The sequence below is a fragment of the Streptomyces bungoensis genome (assembly GCF_001514215.1).
Taxonomy (GTDB): domain Bacteria; phylum Actinomycetota; class Actinomycetes; order Streptomycetales; family Streptomycetaceae; genus Streptomyces; species Streptomyces bungoensis.
Window position 1 is genome coordinate 548,436 of sequence record NZ_KQ948851.1, and the last position, 25,051, is coordinate 573,486.

Below are 25,051 nucleotides of genomic sequence, written 5' to 3' on the forward strand. Positions count from 1 at the left end.
TCAGCCTGCCGAGTCCCGTGCGGTGCCGCATCAGCCCTCGGGCACTACGGGTATGGGTTCCCCGGCATCGTCCCGGCGCCCGGTCTGCCGGGCGACCGCCAGGGTGGGCCGCCATCCGGCGGGTGGTCTGAGCCTTGGGGAGCCGCTCCCACCCGCCGTGCATGCTCCGCGGAACCCGCTGCCCGTCCGTTCACCTGTAGAGCCGCGAGCTGGAGCCCACGCGCCTGATTTTTCGATCACCTGTGAAGGTCTTGACGTCCAAGCCATTACATCTGATGATTTCATCAGGAATGGGCAATTTGCTCTGATACGACACATACCCCACCGTGTGCCGGTCACCGGGACATCGCCGTTCACCACCGCTGCACACAGGGTCGCCGGGCTACAGGCCGACGCTCCTACTTCCGCACCGACGGGATGGACCGCGAATGACCAACATTGACCACACCCTCCTCGCCGAGCCGGTGAGCCTCCCTGAGGTGCCCGACGCCGCGATAGCGATGATGGATGCCGAGGGCATCGTCGTGGGGTGGACGCACGCCGCCCAGCAGCTCGTCGGCTATACGGCCGGGGAGGTCGTGGGCCGGTCCGCCGTACACGTGCTGCCGCCTCCCGAGGACGCACGGAGGGCTTCGGCGTTCTCCGAGCAGTGCCGTGAGCGCGGCGGCTGGTCCGGCACTGTCGCGATAAGCCACCGCGACGGCCACACGCTCAGGATGACGCTGCGGGTCTCGCTGCTACGGGGACAGGGCGACGACACCCGGTGGCTGGCGTCCGTGACGGACGTAGGTTCCCTGTCCTCGGGGGCGACCGGGGGACCGGTGCGGGAGTCGCTCCTTGCCCGAGCCCCGATCGGCATCGTCGTTTATGACGTGCAGCTGCGCTGCGTCTGGGTGAACGACGCCATGGAGCGGCACGACGGCGTGCCTCGTCACCGACGCTTCGGGCGCGGTCTGAAGGACTCACTGCCCGCCGTCGAGGCCGAAGCGCTCGAGGTGGTGATGCGACAGGTGCTGCAGAGCGGCACGACGACGGTGCACGAGTACCGTGCGTGGCCGCCTGCGGACCGCCCCCGCGAGCACGCGTTCTCCGCCTCCTTCTTCTGTCTCCAGGGCGCGGACGGCACGCCGCTGGGCGTGTGCTCCATGACCGTGGATGTCACCGGAAACAAGCGGGCGCGCGAGCGCCTCGCCATCCTCAGCGAGGCGAGCACGCACATCGGCAGCTCCCTCGACGTGATGCGGACCGCCCAGGAACTGGCAGAGCTCACCGTGCCCCTGCTGGCCGACCACGCCGTCGTCGACCTGGTGGAGTCGGTTCCGTTCGGACTCGAGCCCGCCGCACGGATCGGCAAGACGAGCGGACGCCGCCCTGTGTTGCGCCGTGCCGGGGTGGCCTCCGTCGACCAGGGTGTCCTGGAGATGCCGGCGGTGCGTGAAGAGGTGATCCACGTCCCCCCGACCTCGTCGTTCGCCGCCGTCCTGCGCACGGGCAGGTCTCACCTGGAACCGGTGCTGGACACCCATGCCGGTCCCTGGGTCGACCACGATCCGACGCGTGCGCAGAAGGTACGCGACAGCGGCGTCCACTCCTTGATGGTCGTACCCATCCGCGCGCGGCGCTGCGTGCTGGGACTGGCGCTGTTCGGCCGTTCCACGGAACAGACGCCGTTCCAGGAGGACGACCTGCTCCTCGCCGAGGAGTTGGTCACCCGGGCCGCGCTCTGTTTGGAGAACGCGCTCCAGTACGCGCGCGAGCGCACCGCCGCTCTCACGCTGCAACGCGACCTGCTCCCTCACCGGGTGCAGGGCGGTGCTGCCGTCGAGGTCGCCTCGCGCTATGTGCCCGCCGACATGGACCACGGTGTAGGGGGCGACTGGTTCGACGTGATCGAGCTGTCCGGCGCACGAGTGGCCCTGGTTGTCGGCGATGTGGTGGGACACGGCATCAACGCCGCGGCGACCATGGGCAGGTTGAGGACCGCCGTGCGCACGCTCGCGGACCTCGACCTGCCCCCGGACGAACTGCTGGCGCACCTCGACGACACGGTCCGGCGACTGAACGACGAGGACGCCGATGACACCGACCGGCTTCCCGCGGTCGTCGGTGCCACCTGTCTGTACGCCGTCTACGACCCGGTCTCCCGACGGTGCACGCTGGCACGGGCCGGGCATCCGCCGCCCCTGGTCGTCGACGCGCAGGGCGGGGTCACCGTCCCCGACCTGCCGGCCGGAGCCCCGCTCGGCCTCGGTCTCGGCCTGGTGCCTTTCGAGTCCGTGGAACTGGAACTGCCCGAAGGAAGCGTACTCGTCCTCTACTCCGACGGCCTGGTGGAGTCCCGCGGCGAGGACATCGACGTCGGCCTACGGCGTCTGGGCGCCGCCCTGGCACAGCCCGGTGCCGCCCTGGAGGACCTGTGCTCGCGGGCGATGGAGACCTTGTCGGCGCAGGCACCGGCCGACGACGTCACCTTGCTCCTTGCGCGGACGCGCGCCCTGCCACCCGCCCAGGTCGCCTCCTGGGATCTGCCGCACGAACTCGTCACCGTCCCGACGGCCCGGCGTCTGGCCGCCCGTCAACTCCGTGAATGGGGTCTGGAGCCGCTGGTGACGGCCGTGGAGTCGCTCGTCAGTGAACTGGTCACCAATGCGATCCGCCACGGCGACGGCCCGATCCGCCTACGGCTCATCCAGCACCGGGTGCTTACCTGCGAAGTCTCCGACACCAGCACCGCTCAGCCACGCTCCCGCCATCCCGGCAATCTCGACGAGCACGGCCGCGGCCTTCACCTGGTCGGTCGGCTGTCGCGCAGGTGCGGTTTCCGCTCTGTAACAGACGGCAAAGTCGTCTGGGCCGAACAGGACCTGCCATCCCCAACAGGTGCCCGCTGAGCGCCGACAGCCGCCACAGGATCCCCTTCTGCCGTAGTCGCGGAACCTCGTAATGAAAGCCAGAGACATGGACCCATCGGATGTTGAAAACGCCGACCCGGCAGGCGCCTTTCGAGGTGCGACGAGCGTCTCCGGCGCCGGCCCCGGCGGCCGGCCGCCCGCCTTCGACGGTCTGGCCGCCGCCGTGCTCGACGATCGGGGCACGGTGGTGGGGTGGACCGGCACAGCACAGGACCTGACCGGGTTCTGCGCCGACGAGGTCCACGGCCGCCCCGTGCGGGAGCTCGTGGCCGACCTCCCGCACGACCCGCGCAGGGCCGCACACGTGCCGGCGACCGGCCGGGTACGACTGCGTCACCAGTGCGGCAACACGATCGACGTCACATTCCGGACCACACGGGTGAGCGGCTCGGCGGACTTCCTCGTGCTCGCGGCCCCCACTCCTCACGTCGCCGACCACCGGCACGGCGCAGCCCTCCTGCGCGCACTGTCCGCACAGAACCGGATCACGATCGCCCTGCACGACACGGATCTCACCACCGTGCAGACGAACGCCATGCCGGACACTCCCGACGGCCGTCCCATACAGCCCGGCGCCCGACTGGGCGACGTGCTGTGCGCCGAAGACGCCGAGAGCATCGAGGCGGTACTGCGGCAGGTGCTCGAGACGGGCGCCCCGGTGATCCACAGGAACCAGCGAGTGAGCTGGCGACACCATCCGGCGCGGCGGCACGCGCTGTCGCTGTCCGCCTTCCGACTGGAGGACACGCGAGGACGCCCCGCAGGAGTCGCAGCCCTGTACATAGACGACACCGACCAACTGCGTGCCCGCCGACAGCTGGATCTCGCCCACGCGGTCGCCGAGCGGGTTGGGGGCTCCCTGGATGTCGTGCGGACCGCCCACGATCTTGCGGACGCCCTTGTACCCACCTTCGGTGATCTCGCAGCAGTCGACCTTGCGGACGCCGTCTTCGACGGTGACGAACCCGCCGAGCGGCTGGGGGGCGGAGACCCGCATCTGCGCAACGCGGCCCTGGCGCCGGCCACCGCGGACTGGCCGCCCGGTATCCAGCGCGGAAACCTCGTCCCATCCCTGTCCGACCACCCCCTTCTGCGCCGCTTCCAGCACGGCGAGACGGTCGTCTACCACCGGGACGACTACATCGCCCTGATCGGCGGTCCACATTCGGCCGAGCAGTTCCTCCCGCACGACATACAGGCGGTGATGGTGGCACCGCTGCACGCCCGCGGCCTCACCCTCGGAGCGATCGTGGTCTGGCGCACCGGTCCCTCCGAATCGTTCACCGCGGACGAGGTGGATCTCATGAGGCAGATCGCCTCACGGGGAGCACTCGCCATCGACAACGCCCGTCGCTACACGCGCGAGTACAGAGCGGCCGTGGCCCTGCAGCAAAGACTCCTTCCCCCGGCCACGACCGACACTCCGGCAGCCGAGACCGCCGGCGTCTACCTGCCCACAGACCGTGGGGGTGGCACCAGCGGCGACTGGTACGACGCCATACCCCTGCCCGCTCTCCGGCTGGCCCTCGTCGCCGGAGACGTGATCGGCCGCGGCATACCCGCCAGTGCCACCATGGGCCGTCTGCGCGCTGCCATCCAGACCCTCGCCGACCTCGAACTGGAGCCGGACGAGTTGCTCACGCGTCTCGCCGACCTGGTCCAGCGCCTCGCGGCGGAAGCACCCCCTGGCGACCACGACGTCATGGGCGCCACCTGTCTGTACGCGGTCTACGACCCGGTCACCCGACGCTGCGCCATGGCCAGTGCCGGGCACCCGCCGCCGGTGCTCGTGCGGCCCGACGGGAGTGCCGAAGCCGTCGACATAGTCCCGGGGCCGCCCCTCGCCGTCTGCGGCATGCCGTACGAGACAACCACGATCGACGTCGAGCCGGGCAGCGTCCTCGCGCTCTACACCGACGGCCTGGTCCAGCAAGCCGCGCACGACGTTTGCGACGGGCTCCAGCGGCTGACCGATGCCCTCGCCACCTCCTGCCGCCCGGGCCGCGCTCTGGAGGAGACCGGCAGGATCCTCCTCGACCAGCTGGTGGACGAAGCACCACGTGACGACGCGACCCTGCTGCTGGCACGCACCCGCGCAGTACCCGCCAACGACACCGCTCGCTGGCGGATACCGGCTGATCCGGCTGCCGTCTCGGACGCTCGGGCATGGGCGACCCGCCACCTCACCGCATGGGGGTTGGACGACCTCCTCTTCCCCACCGAGCTCATCGTCAGTGAACTGGTCACCAACGCGATCCGCCACGGTCGTCCGCCGGCGGAGCTGCGACTGATCCGCCACCACGTTCTGGTCTGCGAGGTCACCGACTCCAATACCTCCCAACCCCGTCTGCGCCGCGCTCGCACCACCGACGAGGGTGGACGCGGACTGTTCCTCATTGCCCAACTCGCCGAGCGCTGGGGCTGCCGCCATGGCCAGAACCGCAAGACCATCTGGTCCGAACAGCCCATCGCGCGCGCCCACTGATCACGCCCGGAGCCGGCTGACGCGGCTGCAAGCCGGATGGACAGAGAACACCAGGTGGGTGCTGTCCTACGGTGGGGTCTGACTCCTGAGATCGCCGGTCCAGTGGAGCCTTCCATTCAGCGCGGTCTGTGGAAGTGCGGGCAGGCCGGACTGTGACGCTCGTTTGACGCTCCGAGAGATGGTCGATGGAGGGCGACCGTAAGGCGGCCCAGACGGCTGTCCGCCATTGCCGGTCACGAGTGGGCGGGGAGTCAACTCATTCTCAGCCTGCTCCGGCCAGGTTGGGCATTGGTTCGGGCGAAGCCATCCGGCTGTGGTCGGGACGTGCCGATGCGCCGGGATCGATGGGACGGTTGCGCGATGCCGTCCCGGACGGGGGTCTGACTCTTGAGATCTTTGACCGAAGTGTCCAGTCACAGGCTTGTCGACCGTCGTTGCGGGACGGCTCCTGCTGTCACCGAGCCACAGGGCGTGTCCCAATAGGGGCCATGCCGAGTTCCAGGCGCCATCACGGTTCAGACCGCCCGAGCGGGCCGGTGCCATCCACCCAGCACGTCACCACGTGGGAGGCGAACCACCATGACGACCAGAGAGCGCAGTACCTCTTCCAGCACGGATCCGCCCAATCGGAGTGAGGTCGTCCTGGGCGTGGACACGCACGGCGAGGTTCACGTCGCCGCCGTGGTCTCCCCGCTGGGCAAGGTCCTGAGCACAGAGTCCTTTCCGGCGAAGGCCGTTGGCTACCGTCGGCTGCTCGTGTGGGCCCGCAAGCGGGGGACGGTGCGCCGGGCCGGTGTGGAGGGCACCGGTACCTTCGGCGCGGGCCTGTCCCGCTACCCGCTGACCCAGCAGATCCAGGTGGACGTGGAGTAGGCACTACACAGGTCGCGACTCCGTGGGGCGGCGATCAAGGCGCAAAGGCCGCTGGGCACTCCTCGGACACGGATACGGGCCAGGTTGCCGCGCGGGCCGCGGCAGCTCGACGGTTCGGATCCCTTTGGGCGACTCGGCGTCGTGGTGCCAGCCCATGGCGTAAGCGGCCAATCGTTCCGGCGGCAGCGGGAACACGCGCCGCACCGTCACACAGATCGCCACGACCCTGGGTCCAGCTGACGCCGGCGGGCGCGCGGTCGGCGCCCACCTTTCCCCCGTGTGCCCAGAACGTGTCCGTCGTGACGCACCTGAGCGACTGGCTGAACAGGGAGGCGCCGCTCCGACGAGGGTGCAGCGGCCACAAGGGTGCAGCGGCCACGAGGGGGGAGGGGCAGATGGCCGAGGTAGCGGCTCCGCCGTTCGGTTGGCGATGGACGCCTACTCGCGCCTCGGACCCGGACAACTTCCCGACCTGTGCCAGCTTGTATGTGTCCGGCTTGCCTTGAGACGAGCGTTGGCGAGCACAGACCGAGGACTGGAGGAGACGGTCGATGGCACGTGGCGGACGGCCGCCGGGTTCGGCTTCCCCTGGCGGAACGCCACGCCGCGGACCCGAAGAGAGACCGGCGCCGAAACGGCTTGAGCGCATGCGGGGCGCCGTGGCCGCTGCCGTGGCGGCGGGCGGTGCGCGGTGCCGTGCGATGGCTGGGCGTGTCGGGCGGCTGCCTGCGCCACCGGGTCCTTTCCGGCCGGAGTTCTGGCGCAGTCCGATCCGCGGGCCCTGGCTGACGTCGGTGTTCGGCCTCGTCCTGCTGATCGGCATTCCGTTGCTGTTCGTCACCGGACTGCTCTCTTACGCGTCCTACAACCCGGGCCTGAGTCCCTTCAACGACGAGACCCCGGACAAGGGCATTCTGGGCTTTTATCTCTTCAGCTGGCCCACGCAACCGTACTGGCTCTACCGGCTGCTCCAGGGCGTCCACGTGACCCTGGGCGTGGTACTCGTTCCGGTCCTGCTGGCCAAGCTGTGGTCGGTCATCCCGAAGCTCTTCGAATGGCTGCCCGTGCGGTCCGTCGCCCACGGTCTGGAGCGGCTGTCCCTGCTGATGCTGGTCGGCGGTGTCATCTTCGAGTTCGTCACCGGCATCCTCAACATCCAGCTCTACTACGTCTTCCCCGGCTCGTTCTACCGCCTGCACTTCTACGGCGCCTGGGTGTTCATCGCCGCGTTCGTCGTCCACGTGTCCCTCAGACTCGGCCGGATGACCCGGGCCCTGCGCTCGCGCAGTCTGGGTGCCGAACTGCGCACCGGTCTCGCCCACACCCTGCCCGAACCCCCGGATCCGGACGGCCTGGTGCCGGTTTCCTCCGCCGCGCCGACGATGACACGGCGCGGCGCGCTGGGCATGGTCGGCGCGGGATCACTGCTCCTTCTCGTCGTGACCGCGGGACAGAGCATCGGCGGCCGGCTGCGCGCCACCGCGCTCCTCGCTCCACACAACCGCAACCCCGGCAGCGGCCCGAACGCCTTCCAGATCAACAAGACGGCGGCGGCCGTGGGTGTCACTCCCCAGCTGGTCGGCACCGACTGGCGGCTGGAGATCCATGGCCGCGGCCCGGGTCTGGTCCTCACCCGTGAGCAGCTCCTGGCGATGCTCCAGCACACCGCCGCACTGCCGATCGCCTGTGTGGAGGGATGGTCCACCGAGGACCAGCACTGGAGCGGCCTACGACTGGCCGATCTCGCTGCCCTGGCTGGTATGCCCGACGCCGGAAGCGTCCTGGTCGAGTCCGTCCAACCGCCGGGCCCCTTCACCAAAGTGGTGCTGCGGGGCAACCAGATCCGCGATCCCCGGTCGTTGCTCGCCCTCCGGGTCAACGGCGCGGACCTTTCGCTCGACCACGGCTACCCGGCCCGAGTCATCGTCCCGGCCAACCCCGGCGTGAACAACACCAAGTGGGTCGGCCGACTCACCTTCAGGGCGTGACCATGGCACGATTCGTCCGCTGGTACGGCTCCGGCCCCCTGCATCTACTGGTCCTGATCGCCTCGTTCGCCCTCACCGGCTACGTCATGGTGCGCCTGTTCGCCGTTCAGCCGCTCGCGGTGGCGATCTGGTTCCTCGGAGCAGCGATCCTCCACGACCTGATCCTGCTGCCCCTGTACTCGCTGGCCGATCTGTCGGCCCTCTCCGTGCTGCGCCACCGCTCTGCTTGCGGGCCGACAGTCCCGTGGATCAATCACCTGCGCGTCCCCGCCTTCCTGTCGGGTCTGCTCCTGCTGGTCTGGTTCCCCCTCGTCTTCCGGATGGCGGCCCGATACAGCGGAGACACCGGCCTGTCCGACACGGTCTACCTCGGTCGGTGGCTGGCCATCACCGGTGCGCTCTTCGCCGCCTCGGCAGCGGCCTTCGCGCTCAGACTGCGCCGCGCCCGGCGGGCCGGCCGAGGCGACGAGAGCCGGCCGGTCACGGACCATGGCCCCACACCATGACAACCGACGAGGGCGGGCAGTACGGCGTGGAGGAGGATCCTTATGCGCTGGTTCTGCGTCCGGCCTGGGCTCCGGTGTTCCTGCGGTTGGCGAACGGTCGCCGGATCCGGATGCCGGTGCGCCGCTGGCATGAACCACCCACGGCGGACGACGAGACCGTGCTGGAGCGGTGTGTCGGCCCCGTTCTCGATGTCGGTTGCGGACCGGGGCGGTTGTGCAGGGAACTTCTGAGCCGGGGCGTCTTCGCCCTGGGAGTGGACATCGCGCCCCGCGCGGTCGCGCTGACCTGCGCCCAAGGCGGACTGGCACTGTGCCGGTCGGTCTTCGACCGGCTGCCGGCCGAGAGGGCCTGGCAGACGATTCTGCTCATCGACGGCAACATCGGTATCGGAGGTGATCCTTACGGCCTGCTGCGCCGCTGTGGCGGGCTCCTGGCCCCGACTGGACGCCTCGTCATCGAGGCCGAGCCTGAAGACGTCGAAGAGTGCTCGGCCGTTCGGTACGAGGGCCCTCATGGTCGCTGTGGGCCGTCCTTTCCGTGGGCGCTGCTGGGGCTGCAAGCGGTCCACAGGATCGCTGAGGACCTTGCCTTCGACGTCACCGACCAGTGGACGAGCGGGCACCGCCGCTTCGCCACCCTCATGCACGCGCGGATCGGCATCTGACCCTGTGCGGAGGCGAGCCCCTGACGCCAGGGCGAGAGCGCGGAGGAACGAACTGGAGCCGGGGGCGCCTCTCGACGCGACGTCGAGTCCTTCGACAGCGCGAACTCCCTGCTGCTTCCAAAGGCCGGCGGAGCCACATGGAGGTCGCGGCCGAACTCAGTGAACGATCCCCAATGCTTCCGACGATGACGGGGGACGGATCGCAGGACGTGGTCCGCATGCGGCGCGTGCTCGAGTGGACGAGGGCGGCAGCTTGGCCGTGGATGCCCCGCTGGCCAGGTTCCGATCGTGCTACGGACAGTAGTCCTGGCGCATGAGCGGTCGGTCTCCAGGAGGTGCGTGTGTTCCTGCACGCCGGGTCATCCCGCAGTTGGGGAAGCCGTGGGTGAGGGTTCCGTGGCGGGGCCTGTCGGTACCCCCTCGGTCGACAGCCCGAGGGGCACCGTGAGGGCCACGACGGGCGCGCCCGGCTGCGGCACCGGTGGTGTGACCTGGGCTGCGGGGAGCTTGGGCGGGGTCGTCTCCTGGAAGTTCACCTGGTCGAAGTTGACCAGTCCGGTCTTCTCCATCTGTGTGATGTGGTCCAGGACCACGTCGTTGGCCTGGTCGGCGAGGGCCCGCACGAGAGTGTTCTCCGTGGTGGAGCGGATCTTGGCGATGGTGTTGAAGATCGAACCGTGGGTCATGCGCAGGGTGTTGGCGAAGTCGGTGTCGAACTGCTTGCCCCGGTCTGACTGGAACGTCGCAAGGAAGCCCTGCTGCTGGGGTGTGGGCTGGTTGGGGATGGTGATGTTCAGCTCGGGGGCGATCCTGCGGCAGCTGGCGTCGAGCGCGGCATGCCCGATGACCAAGTGCCGCCCGGCCTCGCGCACGGCCGCGGTCGTCCCCCTCTGCATGGCCAGTTGCCCGGAGGGGCCTTCCCACAGCCCGGCGGAGCGCACGAAGACGACGAAGTTCCGGTCGGCTTCGGTGAGCGGTCCCCACTGGGTGTTGGCGATGATGCGGGACTGGTTCGAAGCGGTGTTCTGAATGCCCAGCATGCTCGGGTAGATGAGCGCGGCAAGGGTCAGGACCAAGGCGCCGCCAACGGCGGCGGTTCCGATCGCGTTGCGTGAGACGGGCATGGTGCCTCCCAGGGCGGACGGGTGGTCGTCATCCGGGATACGCAGACCGCAATGCAAGAGAACCTTTGCCCTAAGTAAAGATTGCATGATGCCAAATAGGACCTAAGGAGTCGGCCGGGGAACCGCGGCGGGTTACGGCCTGGACCGGATCGCCCAGCCGCTCACTGTGCCTCCCGGCCGCCACCCCACCGAGCGCGGCGAAGAACTCCAGGCGCTGAACGCGGCCTTCGCGGGTACTACCGGCGGTACCGACCGGACGACCGGACCGGCCGGCTCGCTCAGGGCGAGGAGACCCGCGCCTGGAACCGAACCAGTCCGGCCACGCCGAACTGCAGGGCCACCGGCAATGTCTGTCGCGTGCTGACACCGTGCACGTGATGGAGCGGGACGCGTGGTCCGTCGGCGCTGCCGAAGGTCACACTGGTCCCGCTCGTCACCAGAATGCCGGCGGTGGACGGTGAGCCGTCGCCCTCGGCTGACTTCCCTCCGACCAGTTCCCCGCGTTTCCCACCGGGGGTCGCGACCATGCCAAGGTGTTCGGGGGCGTCGTCGTCGTTTCGTACGGTCATGTGGAGTGAGCCGTCACCGGAACGGTCCAGATGCGCGACGGCATCCGTGATCGTCAGGTCGACCTCGCCGGTGACGACCACATGTACACGGCCAGGAACGGCCGTACTGCTCGTGACCGGTCGAGTCGAGTCAGAGGTGGGGGCGGAGGAGCCGTTCGCGCAGCCCGTGGTCAGGAAGACGAGTGCCACGGACAGCGAGGCGGCCAGAAGGATGTGGATGCGCGGTGCTGTGCCAGCCATCTTTGCAGTATGCCAACGTCATTTGGCCCGGCGACTCAGCACCCCCTCGGACGTTCCGCGTTGCTGTGACTCCACGGTGTGGCCTCGTGCCGCAATTTGCGGCGGGCCCCCATCGGCGATTCCGCGGCACCGCGAGCGCTCGATTACCGATTCTGATCACTGCCACGCCCAAGGAAGGGTGAGAGCTGGCCCTGAATGGCCGCCTGATGATCAAGGTGACGCAGCCGGACGGCGAGGTACGCGGTAGGCCGTGCCCCGCGCACGCCGAAAATCCCGACTCGCTGATGGCGGGGGACGTGGCGCTGCTGCGGGGGGAGTCGGGCGAAGGCAACTTCCAGGTTCGGCTGTCGAGGCCAAAGGGTCGTAAAGCTCAGCGGTCGTGGTGAGGTAGGAAGGGTAGGTGACCGATAGAGGTGAACCGGGCGCGCGTGCTGTCCCGCCAGAACTGTGTGATCTATGCGGGGAAGCGATCTCGGGGCAGGCCGAGGTCCACGCGTTGGTGCCTGATTCCTCGGTGATCCATGGGCATGATCCGAAATTGGATGGCAAACGGTGTCTGACGGCGTGTTCACGCGAACATTTGGATGCGCTGGTCGACGTGTACAGACAGCGGCCGTTCGTGGATGCCGAGCTGTGGGCAGGCAAGATCGGCCGTGCGATCGAGGCTCACCGTGGGAGGATCAGCCCAAAGGAGCTGGCCAAGGAGACCGGGCTCACTCAGGAGCAGATCGAACTTGGGGAGTCGTGGCAGAGCCTGGACGCCTTGCGGTGGCATCGACGCTTCGGGAAAGCCGACGGCCCAGAGTCCTCTGGGGGACCACGTTGCTTGCTCAAGCCGCGCGACGACGCCATCCACTGGGTGGACCCGTGGACAGCACACGACGGTTTCCCGGGCGATGAACGTCAAGTATGGCGGTGAGGGTGACGTCCTGCCGTGGCGGCAGTGGCGCGGCCCTGGAGGGAGCAAACTTTGACAGCGCCTCCTCGGTCGCCCGCCCTCGGCCTGAGGACTTCTCCATCGCGCCCGGCGGGCACCGTGGTCCAGCATCGGGATCGGGCGGTGCCCGGTCGGGTCATGCTGGGGTGAGCACGATCTTCTTGCCGCCGGCCCGTCCGGTGACCACTCGGGCGAACGCGGCCGGTCCCTCGCTCAGCGGCAGGGGTTCCGGTGCGAGTTTCAAGGTTCCCGCGGCGGCCTGCTCCGCCAACTGGACAAGCTGCGCGGCGTTGGGCTCGAGGTAGAGGTCCCAACTCGTGATGCCTCGTTCCTCCGCAGGCGCGTCCGAGGTCAGGGAGCACAGTCGACCGCCGTCCCGGACCAAAGGCAGCGCGGCGTCCGCCGTGCCGGTGGCGATGGTGAGTGCGGCGTCGAACCCGCCGCGTACCTTGGCCGGCCAATTCGGGTCGTGGTAGTCGACGACCTCCCTCGCTCCCAGACCGAGTAGGCGCTCTGTGGCGGCAGTAGACGCGGTCGCGGTCACCTCGATGCCTTGGGCCGCGGCGAGCTGGATGGCCAGGGCTCCGGTGGCCCCGCCTCCGTTGGTGATCAGGAGCCGCTGTCCTCGGCTGAGGTCCAGCTTCTCCAGGGACTGCCAGGCGGTGAGTCCGTTGACCGGCAGCGCCGCCGCGTGCACGGCGTCCAGCCCGGGTGGGCAGGCTGCCGTGTGATCCGCCTCGATCAGAACGCGTTCGGCCCAGAAGCCGCTACCCCCGGGCAGTGGGGCCTCGTGCGCGAGCACCCGGTCGCCTACGGCAAACCCGGTGACACCCGCACCAACGGCCAGCACCTTGCCCGCGCCCTCCACCCCCAGCGCCGCCGGGGGGCGCAGCCCCACGTCCCAGCCGGCACCGTTGAGCAGTTCGTCCCACGGGCCGACCCCGGCCGCCTCAACCGCCACCAGGATCTGACCGGGCCCGGGAGATGACGGTTCGGACAGCTCCAGCAGGGCGACTTCCTTCCCGGCCCCGGATACTCCGCACGCCTTCACAACAGATCTTTGTCCTCTTACTCAGTCCGGCCGACCGGGAGGTACGGGCCGGAAATCCAAACCGGGCACGTGTCGACCTCGGGATCCCCTGCAGAGGTCGCCCGTGGTCTCAGCCGCATTGGTGTCGAGCCTATGCATCTAGTGGCCCGGGCATGTGGTCCATGTGAGGAGTGGCTGACCGGGCCAATGGTGGAATGGATCTGCACCGGATCTTGGGTCGGGTCGAGGAGTACGTCATCGTGTTCGAGTAGCGAAAGCGTCAGTCACGCTGAGGCAGCAGCGACTCCAGGCGTTAGCCGTTGTTACTGACCTGCGGCGGCCTCTCGTGCTCCTAGCAATTGGACGGCTTGTGGTGTCGAGAACCTGGGCCGGCGGGTTAGAAAGGTCCGCTGAGGCTGCCGAGCCGATCGGTCAGACGCAGATTCTCGGTGTAGTCGACGGGGCAGGCGATCACGGAGACGCCTTCGTCGTCGAGGGCGCGGCGCAGTACCGGCAGCAGCTGGTCGGCGGACTCGACCCGGTAGCCGTGTGCGCCGAAGCTTTCGGCGTAGGCGACCAGGTCGGGGTTGGTGAACCGGGTGTGGCTGTGGCGGCCGAGTTCGAGTTCCATCTTCCAGGTGATCAGCCCGTATTCCTCGTCCACCAGGACGAGGACGACCAGGGGGATGTGTTCGCGGACGGCGGTTTCGAGTTCCTGGGAGTTCATCAGGAAGGAGCCGTCGCCCATCATGGCCAGGACGCGCCGGTCGGGCCGGGCCAGTTTGGCGGCGATGGCGCCCGGCAGTGCGAAGCCCATGGTGGACAGGCCGTTGGAGACCAGGCAGGTGTCGGGTTCGTAGGTGGGGTAGAGGCGGGACATCCACATTTTCCCGGCGCCGGTGTCGGCGAGCACGATGTCGTGGCGGTCCAGGGCGGTCCGGACATCGCTCACCACACGCTGGGGCACCAGCGGGAACGCGTCGTTGTCCCGCCCGTAGGCTAGTTCGTCGTCGAGCAGCGTACGGATCTTCGCGGTGCTTCCGGAGTCGTAGGTGAGTTCTTCGGGCAGTGCTGCCGCGAGTGCGTCCAGCGCCTGTGACAGGTCACCCTCGATGCCCACTGCGACCGGGTAATGTACGTCCACCTCGGAGGGGAAGCGGTGCACGTGCACGATGCGCTTGTCGCCGTCGGGGTTGATCTTGGCGGGATCGAATTCCTGGATCTCGTAGCCGACGCAGATCACCACGTCGGCGGTGTCGAAGCCGAAGTTGCCGTAGTCGTGGCGCATGAAGCCGACCGCGCCGAGGGCGTTCGGGTGGTCGTCGGGGAAGACACCCTTGCCGTGGAATGTGGTCGCGACCGGGATGTCCAACCGCTCGGCGAACCGCACGAGAGCGTCCGAGGCGCGGGCTCGCGCGGCGCCGTGGCCTGCCAGCACGACAGGACGCCGTGCCGTGGTGAGCACCTCGACCGCCCGCGCGACCTGGGTGAGTGACGGCGCGTCGGCGTGCACCGTGTCGATCTGCAGGGGCGCCGGCTGCCCGTTGGGCCGCTCCGCTTCGATGTCCTCGGGCACGGCCAGGAACACGGCACCGGGGCGCTCGCTCTGCGCGATCTTGAAAGCCTTGCGTGTCATCTCGGGCACCGCGTCGGGACACTCCACGCGGGCCGCCCACTGGGTGACGGGGGCGAACATCGATACCAGGTCGATGACCTGGTGCGACTCCTTGTGGGTGCGCCGCAGCGAGCCCTGGGCGGCAAGGGCCACCAGCGGTGCGCTGTTGGTCGTGGCATCGGCGGTGCCGAGCAGCAGATTGATCGCGCCGGGGCCCAGCGTGGCCGAACACACCCCGGCCCGGCCGGTCAGCCGCCCGTAGATCTCCGCCATGAACGAGGCGGCCTGCTCGTGGCGCACCAGGATGTACCGGATCCCGGAGCCGCTCAGAGCGTCGACGAAGCGGATGTTCTCCTCGCCGGGAATCCCGAAGACGTACTCGACGCCTTCGGCTCGCAGACAGCGCACCAGCAGGTGTGCGACGTCGTCCGCTGCTGCCGTGTTCCGCGACTCGGTCGCGCCTTCGGTGCTCATGAGGCGAACGTAGGTACACCTGCGTGCCCGGGCCACTCGTCCGCCGCCGACCGGGGGTGGACCGCTGTGGCCGTTTGGAGGTGTTGTGGTGGCGTGTGCCGCGGTCGGACCGCACGCTGGCGAAGTGAGAACGAGCCGCCTTTCACAGAGCGGCGGCAGAACCCCGGGAGGCTCATGTGACCGCTTCGTCGCCCGCCACCGACGCACCGCCGGCCCGGTACGACGACCTGCGTGCTCTGGTGATCAACTGCACCCTCAAACGCTCACCGGAGACGAGCAACACCCAGGGGTTGATCGACCGCAGCGCTGCCATCATGGACGCCCAGGGCGTGCAGGTCGATGTCGTCCGGGCGGTGGACCACGACATCGCCACCGGTGTGTGGCCCGACATGAGAGAGCACGGCTGGGAGAGGGACGCCTGGCCGGACCTCTACCAGCAGGTCCTCGCGGCCGACATCCTCGTGCTCGCCGGCCCCATCTGGCTGGGCGACAACAGCTCCGTGACGAAGCAGGTGATCGAACGTCTCTACGCCTGCTCCAGTCTGCTCAACGACGCCGGCCAGTACGCCTACTACGGCCGCGTCGGCGGCTGCCTGATCACCGGCAACGAGGACGGCGTCAAGCACTGCGCCATGAACGTGCTCTACAGCCTGCAGCACCTGGGCTACACCATCCCGCCCCAGGCCGACGCCGGCTGGATCGGCGAAGCGGGCCCCGGCCCCTCGTACCTCGACCCCGGCTCGGGCGGCCCGGAGAACGACTTCACCAACCGCAACACCACCTTCATGACCTGGAACCTGCTGCACCTGGCCCGGGCACTGAAGGACCTCGGGGGCATTCCCGCCTACGGCAACCAGCGCACCGCCTGGGACGCCGGCTGCCGCCGCGACTACGAGAACCCCGAACACCGGTGACGTGATGCCGGGGACACCGGCGGGCGGTCGTCGGTTTCGGTCCCGCCCATCGGGTCCCAGCGTCGGGCACCGGGCCCGAAGCGTGCCCGGGAGTGGCCCAAGCGTGTGCGGACCGGTGGGACGGCTGCGGTGGTGTGGGCGACCGTCCATGGCCGAGGGCGGTGCACCGCCTCCGGCTGCTGCCCCCGCCCCCGGGGCCGTGCCGGCCGGAGTTCGGGCGCAGTCCGATCCGCGGGCTCGGGCTGACCTCGGTGTTCGGCTGATGCTCCTCGACCGGCTGCCGGCAGAGAAAGGCTGGCAGCCGGTTCTGCTGATTGACGGCCATATCGGTATCGGGGGAGATCCCCGTAGCGGCGCTTTGTCGTTTGGCCAACCGCAGATCATCTCGGGCCGTCTCGTCGTGGGGCCGTGGCGACGAACAGGGAAGACGGCGCCAGCACCCCATCACGATCAGGCAGGGACGAGGACGTTCGGACCAGGGCAGCGGGGGTGCGAATTACCTAGGGTATGAGAGTAGATCTACTCGTTTGCCCATATAGGCGAGTGTTCGGTGGCAAAAGAGCAGACGGCCGAGTTGCCTGGCGCACTCGAAGCAGCGCAGGCCGCGGACTTGCCGTACCAGCAGTCCGCCCTGGATGCTGCCCGCGTGGTGGCTCAGGGCGCCGCCCTGCCGGCCGCTGTGCTGGGGGCGTCGGGTCTCGTCGGCTGGATCTTCGGCTCAGGCGTGTGCCCGGTGGCGATGCGGCCATGAACGCGAACACCGCCGTGGCTCTGCTGGCACTCGGTGTCTCCCTGTTTCTGGTGGCTCGCCGCCGTGTCACCCCGTGGGTGACCGTCGGGGTCCGCGCGGCCGGAGCGCTGGCCGTGGTGATCGGTGGACTCACCGCCGTGGAGTACGCGACCGGGGCGGCGCTGGGTATCGATGAGCTTCTCTTCAAGGACGACACCGCCCGGATGGCGTCGGAGGTGCCCGGCCGGATGGCACCGAACACAGCTGCTGCACTGCTGGCCGGGGGCGTGGCAGCCCTGTGCGCGAGCGCGTCCCGTCTGCCCGCATGGACAGAGCACCCACGAGGTCACACTCTGCTCGGCGGGACACCTCCCGGTCATCGCCCTGCCCCCCCGGTGGGCCCGCCCGGATGCTCAAGACGCCCGGTCGGAGTCCCGCTGAGCGTCAACGATCCGTGCGGCGCAGTGGTGCCGTTCCGGCAGGCGACGGAACCGGTGCCGCCGGGCAGCACGCTGGCCATCTGTACCGACGGACTGGTCGAAAGGCCCGGCACCGACATCGAGGCCCAGATCGACACCCTCGCCCGCACGCTCGACTCGGCGCTGAAAGGAGTACGCGCAGATCAGGAAAGCCTCGATCAGACCGCAGACCTTCTGATCAAGACCCTCCTGCCGGCCACGGCCACGCATGACGACGATGTGACGCTGCTCTTGATCGGGCTGCCCATGCCGAAAGGATCGAACTCCCGTGCCTGATTGCCGCGATGTAGGTCCCCTGAACTGGTGATCAACGCGATCCGCCATGCGACCGGGCCGGTCTGCCTGCGCCTTATCCGGGACCGCGGCCTGATCTGCGAAGTCTCCGATGCCAGCAGCATCTCGCCCCACCTGCGTCACGCGCGGACCACCGACGAGGGAGGACGGGGCCTGCTGATCGTGGCCCACATGGCCCGCCGCTGGGGCACGCGGTACACCAAGACCGGCAAGATCACCTGGACGGAGCAGGTCATTGCGGCTGACGCGAGCGGCTAGCCCGGCGGGCGGATCCGCCATCGCCGTGCAATGTGGATCTGATGGCTCTGGCAGGCGGGGCAGCGGGGCGACTGCCTCCCGTCGAGGTGGTAGACGGGAGCGATCCTGTCACGCTCGTCCACGATCATGTCGATGTCGTACGTGCCGTCCCAGCCATGTCTGCAGTCGAGACAGAGAAATGAGCAAGGGATGCAACGGGCGTGCTCCGCGTTCATGGCTGACCTTCTGAAACATGGCACTGTGCTCAGCCGCAGTGGTGTGGGAACGGTGTCTCCCCGCCGGCCTCGGCGCGGAACCGCCCACACTCGTCCAAGAGTGCCGCATCCGGGACCGGATGGTCGCTGGTGCTCCAGCCAGGACGACGCATCCAGGGGCTCGGCCGGCCGGTGTCCGTGTTCTCCATTCTTTGCACTGCGCAAAGCTCGGGTCAAGGAGCTACGTAAATTACCCGCATGTGGCAGCGATGCGGGCGCAGGCCGAGTGAGGGGCGGACCGGCCGTTGGCCGGTCAGGGGTACCCCTCCGGACCGGCCGTCGGCCGGGTCGGCACCCCTGAGCGTCATGGCGCGGCCCGCATGGCCTGTCGTAGGAGTCAGACGTACTGACCCGGCGCGTCATACAGGAGATGGCCGGCCAGTGCCACCATACGGCTCGAGTGATCGGTCAGAGCACCGGTCGTCGTGCTCTGTCTCAGGGAGAACTGCAGGTGCAGCCCTACCTCACCGGCCAGGAGAGTGAGCATGATGCCGGGCAGGGAGCCCTCACGTCCGGGCCATGAGCATTGCCCTGGTCGAGTGTGTTGTCACCTGCCTGTGCGCTTGCGGGTCCGGATTCGGAAGATGACCAGCCCTACCGTGCTGAACGCAGCGGCCCACCCGAGTCCCAGCGCGAGGTGTCCCCACAGGGTCGTGTGGCCGAATGCCCCACCGACGGCGAACTGCATGGGGCCGAAGGACGGAAACCATTGCAGGACGGGCTTGTTGGCGAGCGGGTTGCCAAGTGGGTTCTGCAGGAATGTGTCCATCAGCCCGCCCATGATGATGAGGAAGAAGCCTTCCAGGTCTCGTTTGACCAGGACGCCGAGGAGGAGGCCGAAGGCGCCGTAGGTGAGGGCGATGATCGCGAATCCTGCGAGTACGGCGAACCAGCCGGCCCCCGTAGGCCGCCAGAAGAACAGGATGGCGAGTGCGGTGTAGAGGGCGATCGCGGTGGCGACCGCTGTGACGGCGAGGGTCTTGGCGCCGATGAGGGTGGACTGCCGGTAACCGGCGAATACGAGCCGCCGGTCGAAGGCGAGGGCCTTGCGTACGGCGTCGAAGACGACGAATCCGGTGATCATCGTGACGGAGTTGAGTCCCGCCGAGATCAGGGTGAGGTGGCCGCCGTCGATGCGCAGGACCTGCCCGGTCGCGTACAGCTTGAAGTCGAGTGCCTCGCCCGAGGCCATGGCGTTCATCACCAGATACCAGACGGGCACGAAGACCAGGAGCAGAAGTCCCGCGAGCCGGTTGCGGGTCTGGTCGCGTACGGAGAAGCGCAGCGCTGTGGGGAACGGGCTGTAGAGGGATCGGGTCGGTGAGGTCTCAGGCGCCGGCATGGTTGTCCTCCCGGGAGGATGCGCGGGGGGTGAGGCGGCCGTCGTTGAGGTCGGCGAGCACGTCGAACCGGTCCTGCTCGAAGACGAGGTGGGTGATGATCACGACGGCCCTGTCCCGGGCGCGCAGGTCGTCGACCAGGTCCCAGAACCGCAGGTACGTCTCCCAGTCGAAGCCTTGGTACGGCTCGTCCAGGAGGAGGACGTCCGGGTCGTGCAGCAGGGCGAGGGTGAGGTTGAGTTTCTGTCGGGTGCCGCCGGACAGCTGTCCGGCGGTCGACCGTGCGTATCGCTCGTAGCCGAGGAGGCGGACGAGTTCGTGGCCGCGGTCCAGATCGGGCAGGCGGTGGGCGGCGACGAAGTAGCGCAGGTGCTGCTCGACGGTGAGTGCCGTGTTCAGGACCGGTTCCTGCGGGCAGTAGCCGAGAGTGCCGGGCACTGCGAGCTCGCCGCGGTCCAGGGGCAGGACGCCGGCCAGTATCTTCAGCAGGGTCGATTTGCCGGCGCCGTTTTCGCCGACGACGGCGACGAGCTGCCCGGGCCCTACCGTGAGTTCGGCACCGCGCAGGACAGGGTGCTTGCCGTAGGACTTGTGGACGTCGGTGGCCCGAAGGACGGTCGCTGGAGCGGGTGTTGAGCCTGGCGCCATGCGCGGCCTCCCTATGGGGTGTCTCCTTGTGGTGGGGGTGGTGCCGCGTTCAGTCCGCCCGCGTAGATGCTGAGCATCTCCGGTGCCCACCGGGTCATACCTTCGGCCGACAGAGGGTCCATACCGAGGACTTCGGTGAGACGGTCGCGCAACAGGAACAGCGCCAGGTCGTTGGCGAGGAGCACGGCGGCACGCACAGCCGGATCGTTTCCCGGAGCAGCCAGCCCAGCCGTGGCCAGCCCGTCCAGCGCGGCCCTGCTCAGGTCGTACAGCCGCCGGAAGAGCAGCCGTCCGGCATCCGTCTCGGACAACAGGAGCCGGCGCAGATACGTCGGCAGGGGAGAGTCGTCGGGAAGGTGCCGGGCGAACACCTCGCTCAGCGAACTCGCTCCGGCGGCGGGGTCGAGCAGCTTGGCTCCACTCTCACCCGTGAGCTCACCGAGCATCGCCTCGAAGACGTCCAGCACGTACTGGTCGACTTCCTGACGCAGTCCCTCTTTCGACCCGAAATGGTGCACGATCAGACCCGGCGACACACCTGCGGCAGCGGCGATCTGCCGCACGGTGACCGTCTCCGGGCCGTGTGCAGCGAGCAGGCGTAGGGCCTCGTCCCGGATGACCGCTCGCGTGGTCCGATCGTCGGGGATTGAACGCATGTACAGCATGCTAAACAAGCGTTCAGCACTTGTCCATGGCGCGAACCCGATTGGCACGGCACTGCCGCATACCGAGCCGGTGGCGGGCGACACGCGCATGGCTCAGGGGTGACATGGGCGGTGAAGCGGTCTCCTCGATGCCCCGCGCTGGCCATGCCTTCTCGCTCCGCGTCGCGCTGTCGGCTCGTACTTGGGCAGATGGGAAGGAGCTCCCAGGGCCGTGATGGACGCGGCGACGGTACTGGAAACGCGACCCACGTGTCGGTGCCCGGCCTGGCTGTCCATGCCAGCCAGGACCCGTCCAGCGGTCTTCCAGTTCTCATAGTCGCCGACCGCCGCGATCAGGTCTCGTTTGGGTTCGTCCGGGACTTCCCGGTGCGCGCGCTTCACCGACTGAGACGTCACACGCCATTCGGGCGGGTCGTGGTGGGCTGCGGAAGCCAGGATGGCGTCCTCGATCGCATCGAGGAATTGCTGTCACGTGCGTCTGGCATGGACGGAAGTCCTGCTCCGCCACTCACCTGTCTGTTGGCGCTGGACTCCTCGTTGATCACCGTCTCCCTGCTCGCCGTGATCGATCCCGATTCGTCGAGTGCGTGCCTGGCGGGGGCCTGTCGGCGGCCGGCGTCGCTCCATCGCGATGACGCTTCACTCCATGGCGCCGTGCAACCTCCGACGGCCGACTAGGCCCCCAGTGCAAGTCTTGCATGATGCAAAAAATGGCGCCAGTGTCTCGGCTGTGGGCGTGTAAGGCGGCAAGGCGGGTTGGCCGTGCCCGTCATGCCAGCGGGGAACCGGTGCCGGTGTCCAGTCGAACGAAGGGTATGGCTCTTCCTGCCTGCCGGGACCCGACCTCGCCGCCGTCCGACGACAACTCCAGGAGCGCACGGGCTGCGCGTGGTTCGGGAATGCCGGGGCGCGGTGCAGCATGATGTCGGCGCCTTCGTTGGGCGTGAGCAAGTGTGCCCGTCGGGTTGGTTGCCGACCCGGACGACCGACTTCGGCTGAGCGTGCAGGTTGCGGTACCAGGCTGCCCTTGGCCGAAGCCGGAGGCGACGGTCCAACTGCAGGCCGCCGGCTCATGCTCCCTCAGGACCACCCAACGGTCCGGTCCGGTGGCGCGGCCGCGCGTGCTGCTGCAGCAACAGAAGGCGCCTGCCGGAGAACCATCCCAGTCCCGCGCGGAAGACGGCGATCGGCAGCCGTGCGCCAAAGCGCCGCCAGCTGAAGGGGGGTGAGGCCGGTTGGGAGCGGTCTGTCGGCGGAGCATCTTCGCCTTCCGGCAGAGTCGGGCGTGTCGATTCTCCGCCTCCGTTGGGTAAAGGGCCGGGGGCGCAAGCCGCTTCCTGCGAGAACCTTTGCATAATCTAAAGGCGGGGAGGCGACTGTGTCAGATGTGATCGGCGGCTCTCGTGCTCTGCTGTGCCGTTGGAGGACGTCGTGACCGTGCACAAACCGACATCGGGTTCCGTGGTGCTGTCCTGGCTGCCGGTGGCGGCGATGGCCGTGGTGGCCGCGGCGGACGTCGTCGCCGGGCCAGGGGTGGGGTTCTTGCCGTTGGTCTCGCTCGGGCCGGCTTTCTCCGGGCTGGTCGGCGGGTGGCGTCGTACGGCGCTGATCGGCGCGGTGGCCCTATTGGTGTGCGTGGGGCTCGGTCTGTACGACGGGCTGTTCGAGGAGCGCCGAGGGTTCACGGCGATGGCGTCGGTCGCCGGGGTCACCGCGGCGGGCATCGCGGCGGCCGTGATGCGCTTGCGTCGGGAGGCCGAGCTGGCCAGCGTCCGGTCGATCGCGGAGGTGGCTCAGCGGGTGCTGCTGCGGCCGGTGCCGCGGACAGCGGGCCCGCTCCAGGCGGCGGTGTCGTACACATCGGCCGTGGCGGAGGCGCGTATCGGAGGGGACCTGTACGAGGTGGTGGCCTCGCCGCACGGGATCCGCGCGATCGTGGGGGATGTGCAGGGCAAGGGGCTGGCCGCGGTGGAGACGGCCGCCGTCGTGCTCGGCGCTTTCCGGGAGGCAGCCCACGACGAGCCGGACCTGGTCAGGCTGGGGGAGCGGCTGGAGCGGAGCGTGGCCCGCGAGCTGGAGGGAGAGAAGTTCGTGACCGCGGTCCTCGCTGAGTTCGGATCGGAGTACGAGGCGGTCTTCCTCAACTACGGGCATCCGGCCCCGTTGGTTGTCCGTGAAAGTGGCAGCGTCGATTTTCCACAGCCGCAGTCCTTCGCCCTGCCGCTGGGTCTGGGCGCGCATGGCAGTGAGGGGCCGCGGCCCTATCGGGTGGTCTTCGCGCCCGGTGATCAGTTGCTGTTGTACACGGACGGTGTCACTGAAGCCCGGGACCCGGGCGGCTCCTTCTATCCGCTCGGTGACCGGGCGGGCCTGCTGAAGGAACCGGATGCGGATCGTGCCCTGGAGGCTCTGCGTGAGGACTTGGTCCGGCATGCCGCCGGGCCGCTCCATGACGATGCCGCGATGCTTTTGCTCCGCTATCACGACCATGCGGGATGAATGTCTGTTTGTCTGAAGGGCGAGCGAGCGGCTTCGGCGCGGTAGAAAGGATGCATGGCGGAGCAGCAGACCCCCAAGGGTGCCTTGGACGACGTAGATGCGGTTACCAGAGCGGTGCTGACCGCGTCGCGCCTGTTGGTGGCGGTCTCCGCCCGATCGTTGGCGGCGGTGGAGGAGCGAGTGACCGTCGCCCAGTTCCGGATGCTGGTGGTGCTGTCCACCAGGGGGACGACCAAGCTGGTCGAGCTCGCCGAGCTGCTCCAGGTGGCACCGTCCACCGCCATGCGCATGGTCGACCGGCTCATCGTCGCCGGGCTTGCCGACCGGCAGGCCAATCCCGTCAACCGTCGCGAGACCCTGCTGCGGCTGACTGAGGAGGGTCGGCGCACCGTCGAGGAGGTCACCGCCCGGCGGCGCGCCGAGATCGCCGCCATCGTCGAACGGCTTCGCCCGATGGAGCGGCTGGCGCTCGTCGAGGCGCTCAACGCCTTCAACGAGGCGGGAGGCGAGCCTCCCGCACCGGGAGCGGACGATCCGGAGCCGCACCCGCTCGGCTGGGTCGTGGACGGAACGCTGGCGCACGACGCCTGACGGGGCGCGGTCGGCCGTGAACTACCTTCAGGGGCCCCTACCTCTGCCTCCCTCACATTTTGCATAATGCAAGCGAACTGGAGGAGCATCGGCGGTCGCCGATGGACAGGGACAAGAATGCGGGGTGCGGCACGCATGCGCCGAAGGCGTCGGTCCTCGTCCTCCGCTGAGTCACACCTCATGTCGCATGTGCGCACCACGGTGTGGGGGCCGGCCGAGTTCGTCGGGCTGCCGCCCGGATGGCTCGTCGCAGAAGGCGTCCTCGCGGGGGCCGTCGCCACCGCCGCAATCGTCGGAACGGCACTCTTCGGTGCCTGGTCGGGTAGACCTTCGCTGGCCGACGGCGAAGCAGGGCTGGTGTGCGGGGTCGCGCTGGCCCTCTATCTGGCGTCCGTGGGAGCCGGCCGCGCACTGGTCGGTATCACCGCCCTGCTCGGCGTGTGTCTCGCGCTTCAGGCGCCGCAGGCAGCCGCTGGTGTGGTGCTGGCTGAGCGCGGGCGGGTGCAGTCGGTGGTGGTGACATCGGTCGACGATGGCCAGGCGGCGAACGGTGGTCACGGCCGCGGCCGCTACCTCTGCTCGGTGGTGGACCACGACGGCGTCCCGTTCAAGACTCGGATCTGGCGCGGCTGTGGCGAGGCGACGCGGCCGGGAGATGCGCTGGCGATCGTCTACGACCCCGAAGGGCGGGTGCCGCCGCGTGGCGTGGCCGGAGGGCCGGGACCGCTGCGGGACCTTGTCCCGTGGAGCATGGCCCTCATGGCCGCGAGCGTGACCGCTGTGGTGCGCTCCTACAGGCTTTCCAGTCCTCCCGACGTTCCCCAGGTCAGCGAACGGCGCCCCACGGGCCGCCGCTGATCTACCCTCGTCGGGATGGTGGACGGCGCGGGCGAGGCTGTGTTTGTCGGCATTTCCCGGGGCGGGTCGAGGGCTACCACGGGTGCCCCCTGTTTGCGTCATG

Annotated in this window: 20 protein-coding genes and 1 pseudogene; 14 read left to right on the plus strand and 7 right to left on the minus strand. The window is 68.8% G+C overall.

The genetic code is table 11. The features are described from left to right. The first annotated feature begins 428 nt into the window (after window positions 1-428). From AQJ66_RS02140 to AQJ66_RS02165, 6 genes are all read left to right on the plus strand, one after another. On the plus strand, window positions 429-2,891 hold the full coding sequence (locus AQJ66_RS02140; RefSeq protein ID WP_061915502.1) for a SpoIIE family protein phosphatase: 2,463 nt from the start codon (window positions 429-431) through the stop codon (window positions 2,889-2,891). Between the two features lie 67 nt (window positions 2,892-2,958). Beyond that, on the plus strand, window positions 2,959-5,397 hold the full coding sequence (locus tag AQJ66_RS02145; RefSeq protein ID WP_061915505.1) for an ATP-binding SpoIIE family protein phosphatase: 2,439 nt from the start codon (window positions 2,959-2,961) through the stop codon (window positions 5,395-5,397). Between the two features lie 579 nt (window positions 5,398-5,976). Next, the gene (locus AQJ66_RS02150; protein ID WP_159052522.1) at window positions 5,977-6,270 is read left to right on the plus strand and encodes an IS110 family transposase; all 294 of its coding nucleotides are present in this window, start codon (window positions 5,977-5,979) and stop codon (window positions 6,268-6,270) included. 701 nt (window positions 6,271-6,971) lie between these two features. After that, the gene (locus AQJ66_RS02155; protein ID WP_061915510.1) at window positions 6,972-8,258 is read left to right on the plus strand and encodes a molybdopterin-dependent oxidoreductase; all 1,287 of its coding nucleotides are present in this window, start codon (window positions 6,972-6,974) and stop codon (window positions 8,256-8,258) included. Window positions 8,259-8,260: 2 nt separating this feature from the next. Then, complete coding sequence (locus AQJ66_RS02160; RefSeq protein ID WP_061915513.1) at window positions 8,261-8,764, plus strand: hypothetical protein; 504 nt, start codon at window positions 8,261-8,263, stop codon at window positions 8,762-8,764. Next, entirely contained in the window at window positions 8,761-9,429 is a 669-nt protein-coding gene (locus AQJ66_RS02165) for a class I SAM-dependent methyltransferase (protein WP_061915516.1), read from the plus strand. Before AQJ66_RS02160 ends, AQJ66_RS02165 begins: the two co-directional genes overlap by 4 nt. A 359-nt stretch (window positions 9,430-9,788) precedes the next feature. Here AQJ66_RS02165 and AQJ66_RS02170 read toward each other — a convergent pair whose 3' ends face one another. Both AQJ66_RS02170 and AQJ66_RS02175 read right to left on the minus strand, forming a co-directional pair. Then, window positions 9,789-10,553: a DUF4142 domain-containing protein gene (locus tag AQJ66_RS02170; protein ID WP_061915519.1), complete on the minus strand. Its 765-nt coding sequence runs from the start codon at window positions 10,551-10,553 to the stop codon at window positions 9,789-9,791. A 278-nt stretch (window positions 10,554-10,831) separates the two neighbouring features. Next, window positions 10,832-11,362, minus strand: coding sequence for a hypothetical protein (locus tag AQJ66_RS02175; RefSeq protein ID WP_244162714.1), 531 nt, complete (start codon window positions 11,360-11,362; stop codon window positions 10,832-10,834). Between the two features lie 400 nt (window positions 11,363-11,762). Here AQJ66_RS02175 and AQJ66_RS39630 point away from each other — a divergent pair, with 400 nt between their 5' ends. After that, window positions 11,763-12,281, plus strand: coding sequence for a hypothetical protein (locus AQJ66_RS39630; protein ID WP_208611258.1), 519 nt, complete (start codon window positions 11,763-11,765; stop codon window positions 12,279-12,281). Window positions 12,282-12,435: 154 nt separating this feature from the next. On the opposite strand, the gene AQJ66_RS02190 is transcribed toward AQJ66_RS39630, so the two are convergent. Both AQJ66_RS02190 and AQJ66_RS02195 read right to left on the minus strand, forming a co-directional pair. Then, window positions 12,436-13,350, minus strand: coding sequence for an NADP-dependent oxidoreductase (locus tag AQJ66_RS02190; RefSeq protein ID WP_061915528.1), 915 nt, complete (start codon window positions 13,348-13,350; stop codon window positions 12,436-12,438). A gap of 376 nt (window positions 13,351-13,726) precedes the next feature. Further along, the gene (locus tag AQJ66_RS02195) at window positions 13,727-15,418 is read right to left on the minus strand and encodes an acetolactate synthase large subunit (protein WP_061915532.1); all 1,692 of its coding nucleotides are present in this window, start codon (window positions 15,416-15,418) and stop codon (window positions 13,727-13,729) included. A 176-nt stretch (window positions 15,419-15,594) separates the two neighbouring features. Between AQJ66_RS02195 and AQJ66_RS02200 the strand changes: the two genes are divergently transcribed. From AQJ66_RS02200 to AQJ66_RS02215, 4 genes and pseudogenes are all read left to right on the plus strand, one after another. Further along, entirely contained in the window at window positions 15,595-16,332 is a 738-nt protein-coding gene (locus tag AQJ66_RS02200) for a flavodoxin family protein (protein WP_061915535.1), read from the plus strand. Window positions 16,333-16,882: 550 nt separating this feature from the next. Beyond that, window positions 16,883-17,083: a hypothetical protein gene (locus AQJ66_RS38740; RefSeq protein WP_061915538.1), complete on the plus strand. Its 201-nt coding sequence runs from the start codon at window positions 16,883-16,885 to the stop codon at window positions 17,081-17,083. After that, complete coding sequence (locus tag AQJ66_RS36850) at window positions 17,080-17,817, plus strand: SpoIIE family protein phosphatase (protein ID WP_159052524.1); 738 nt, start codon at window positions 17,080-17,082, stop codon at window positions 17,815-17,817. Before AQJ66_RS38740 ends, AQJ66_RS36850 begins: the two co-directional genes overlap by 4 nt. Before the next feature lie 21 nt (window positions 17,818-17,838). Then, a pseudogene (locus AQJ66_RS02215) lies at window positions 17,839-18,093 on the plus strand (ATP-binding protein); the annotation flags it as partial. An 801-nt stretch (window positions 18,094-18,894) separates the two neighbouring features. On the opposite strand, the gene AQJ66_RS02225 reads toward AQJ66_RS02215, so the two are convergent. From AQJ66_RS02225 to AQJ66_RS02235, 3 genes are read right to left on the minus strand one after another with little or no spacing between them, the layout of a single operon-like run. Beyond that, on the minus strand, window positions 18,895-19,689 hold the full coding sequence (locus AQJ66_RS02225; RefSeq protein WP_061915549.1) for an ABC transporter permease: 795 nt from the start codon (window positions 19,687-19,689) through the stop codon (window positions 18,895-18,897). Further along, the gene (locus AQJ66_RS02230) at window positions 19,676-20,335 is read right to left on the minus strand and encodes an ABC transporter ATP-binding protein (protein WP_061915552.1); all 660 of its coding nucleotides are present in this window, start codon (window positions 20,333-20,335) and stop codon (window positions 19,676-19,678) included. The genes AQJ66_RS02225 and AQJ66_RS02230 overlap by 14 nt, the downstream gene beginning before the upstream one ends. An 11-nt stretch (window positions 20,336-20,346) precedes the next feature. Next, window positions 20,347-21,000: a TetR/AcrR family transcriptional regulator gene (locus tag AQJ66_RS02235; protein WP_244162715.1), complete on the minus strand. Its 654-nt coding sequence runs from the start codon at window positions 20,998-21,000 to the stop codon at window positions 20,347-20,349. Between the two features lie 1,431 nt (window positions 21,001-22,431). Between AQJ66_RS02235 and AQJ66_RS02240 the strand changes: the two genes are divergently transcribed. From AQJ66_RS02240 to AQJ66_RS02250, 3 genes are all read left to right on the plus strand, one after another. Continuing rightward, the gene (locus tag AQJ66_RS02240) at window positions 22,432-23,499 is read left to right on the plus strand and encodes a PP2C family protein-serine/threonine phosphatase (RefSeq protein ID WP_061916652.1); all 1,068 of its coding nucleotides are present in this window, start codon (window positions 22,432-22,434) and stop codon (window positions 23,497-23,499) included. A 54-nt stretch (window positions 23,500-23,553) separates the two neighbouring features. Then, window positions 23,554-24,090 (plus strand): MarR family winged helix-turn-helix transcriptional regulator, encoded by a 537-nt coding sequence (locus tag AQJ66_RS02245; protein WP_061915555.1) that lies wholly within the window; start codon window positions 23,554-23,556, stop codon window positions 24,088-24,090. Window positions 24,091-24,270: 180 nt separating this feature from the next. Beyond that, window positions 24,271-24,948 carry a hypothetical protein gene (locus AQJ66_RS02250; RefSeq protein ID WP_061915558.1) on the plus strand — a complete coding sequence of 226 codons (678 nt, stop codon included), beginning with the start codon at window positions 24,271-24,273 and terminating at the stop codon, window positions 24,946-24,948. The last annotated feature ends 103 nt before the right edge of the window (window positions 24,949-25,051 follow it).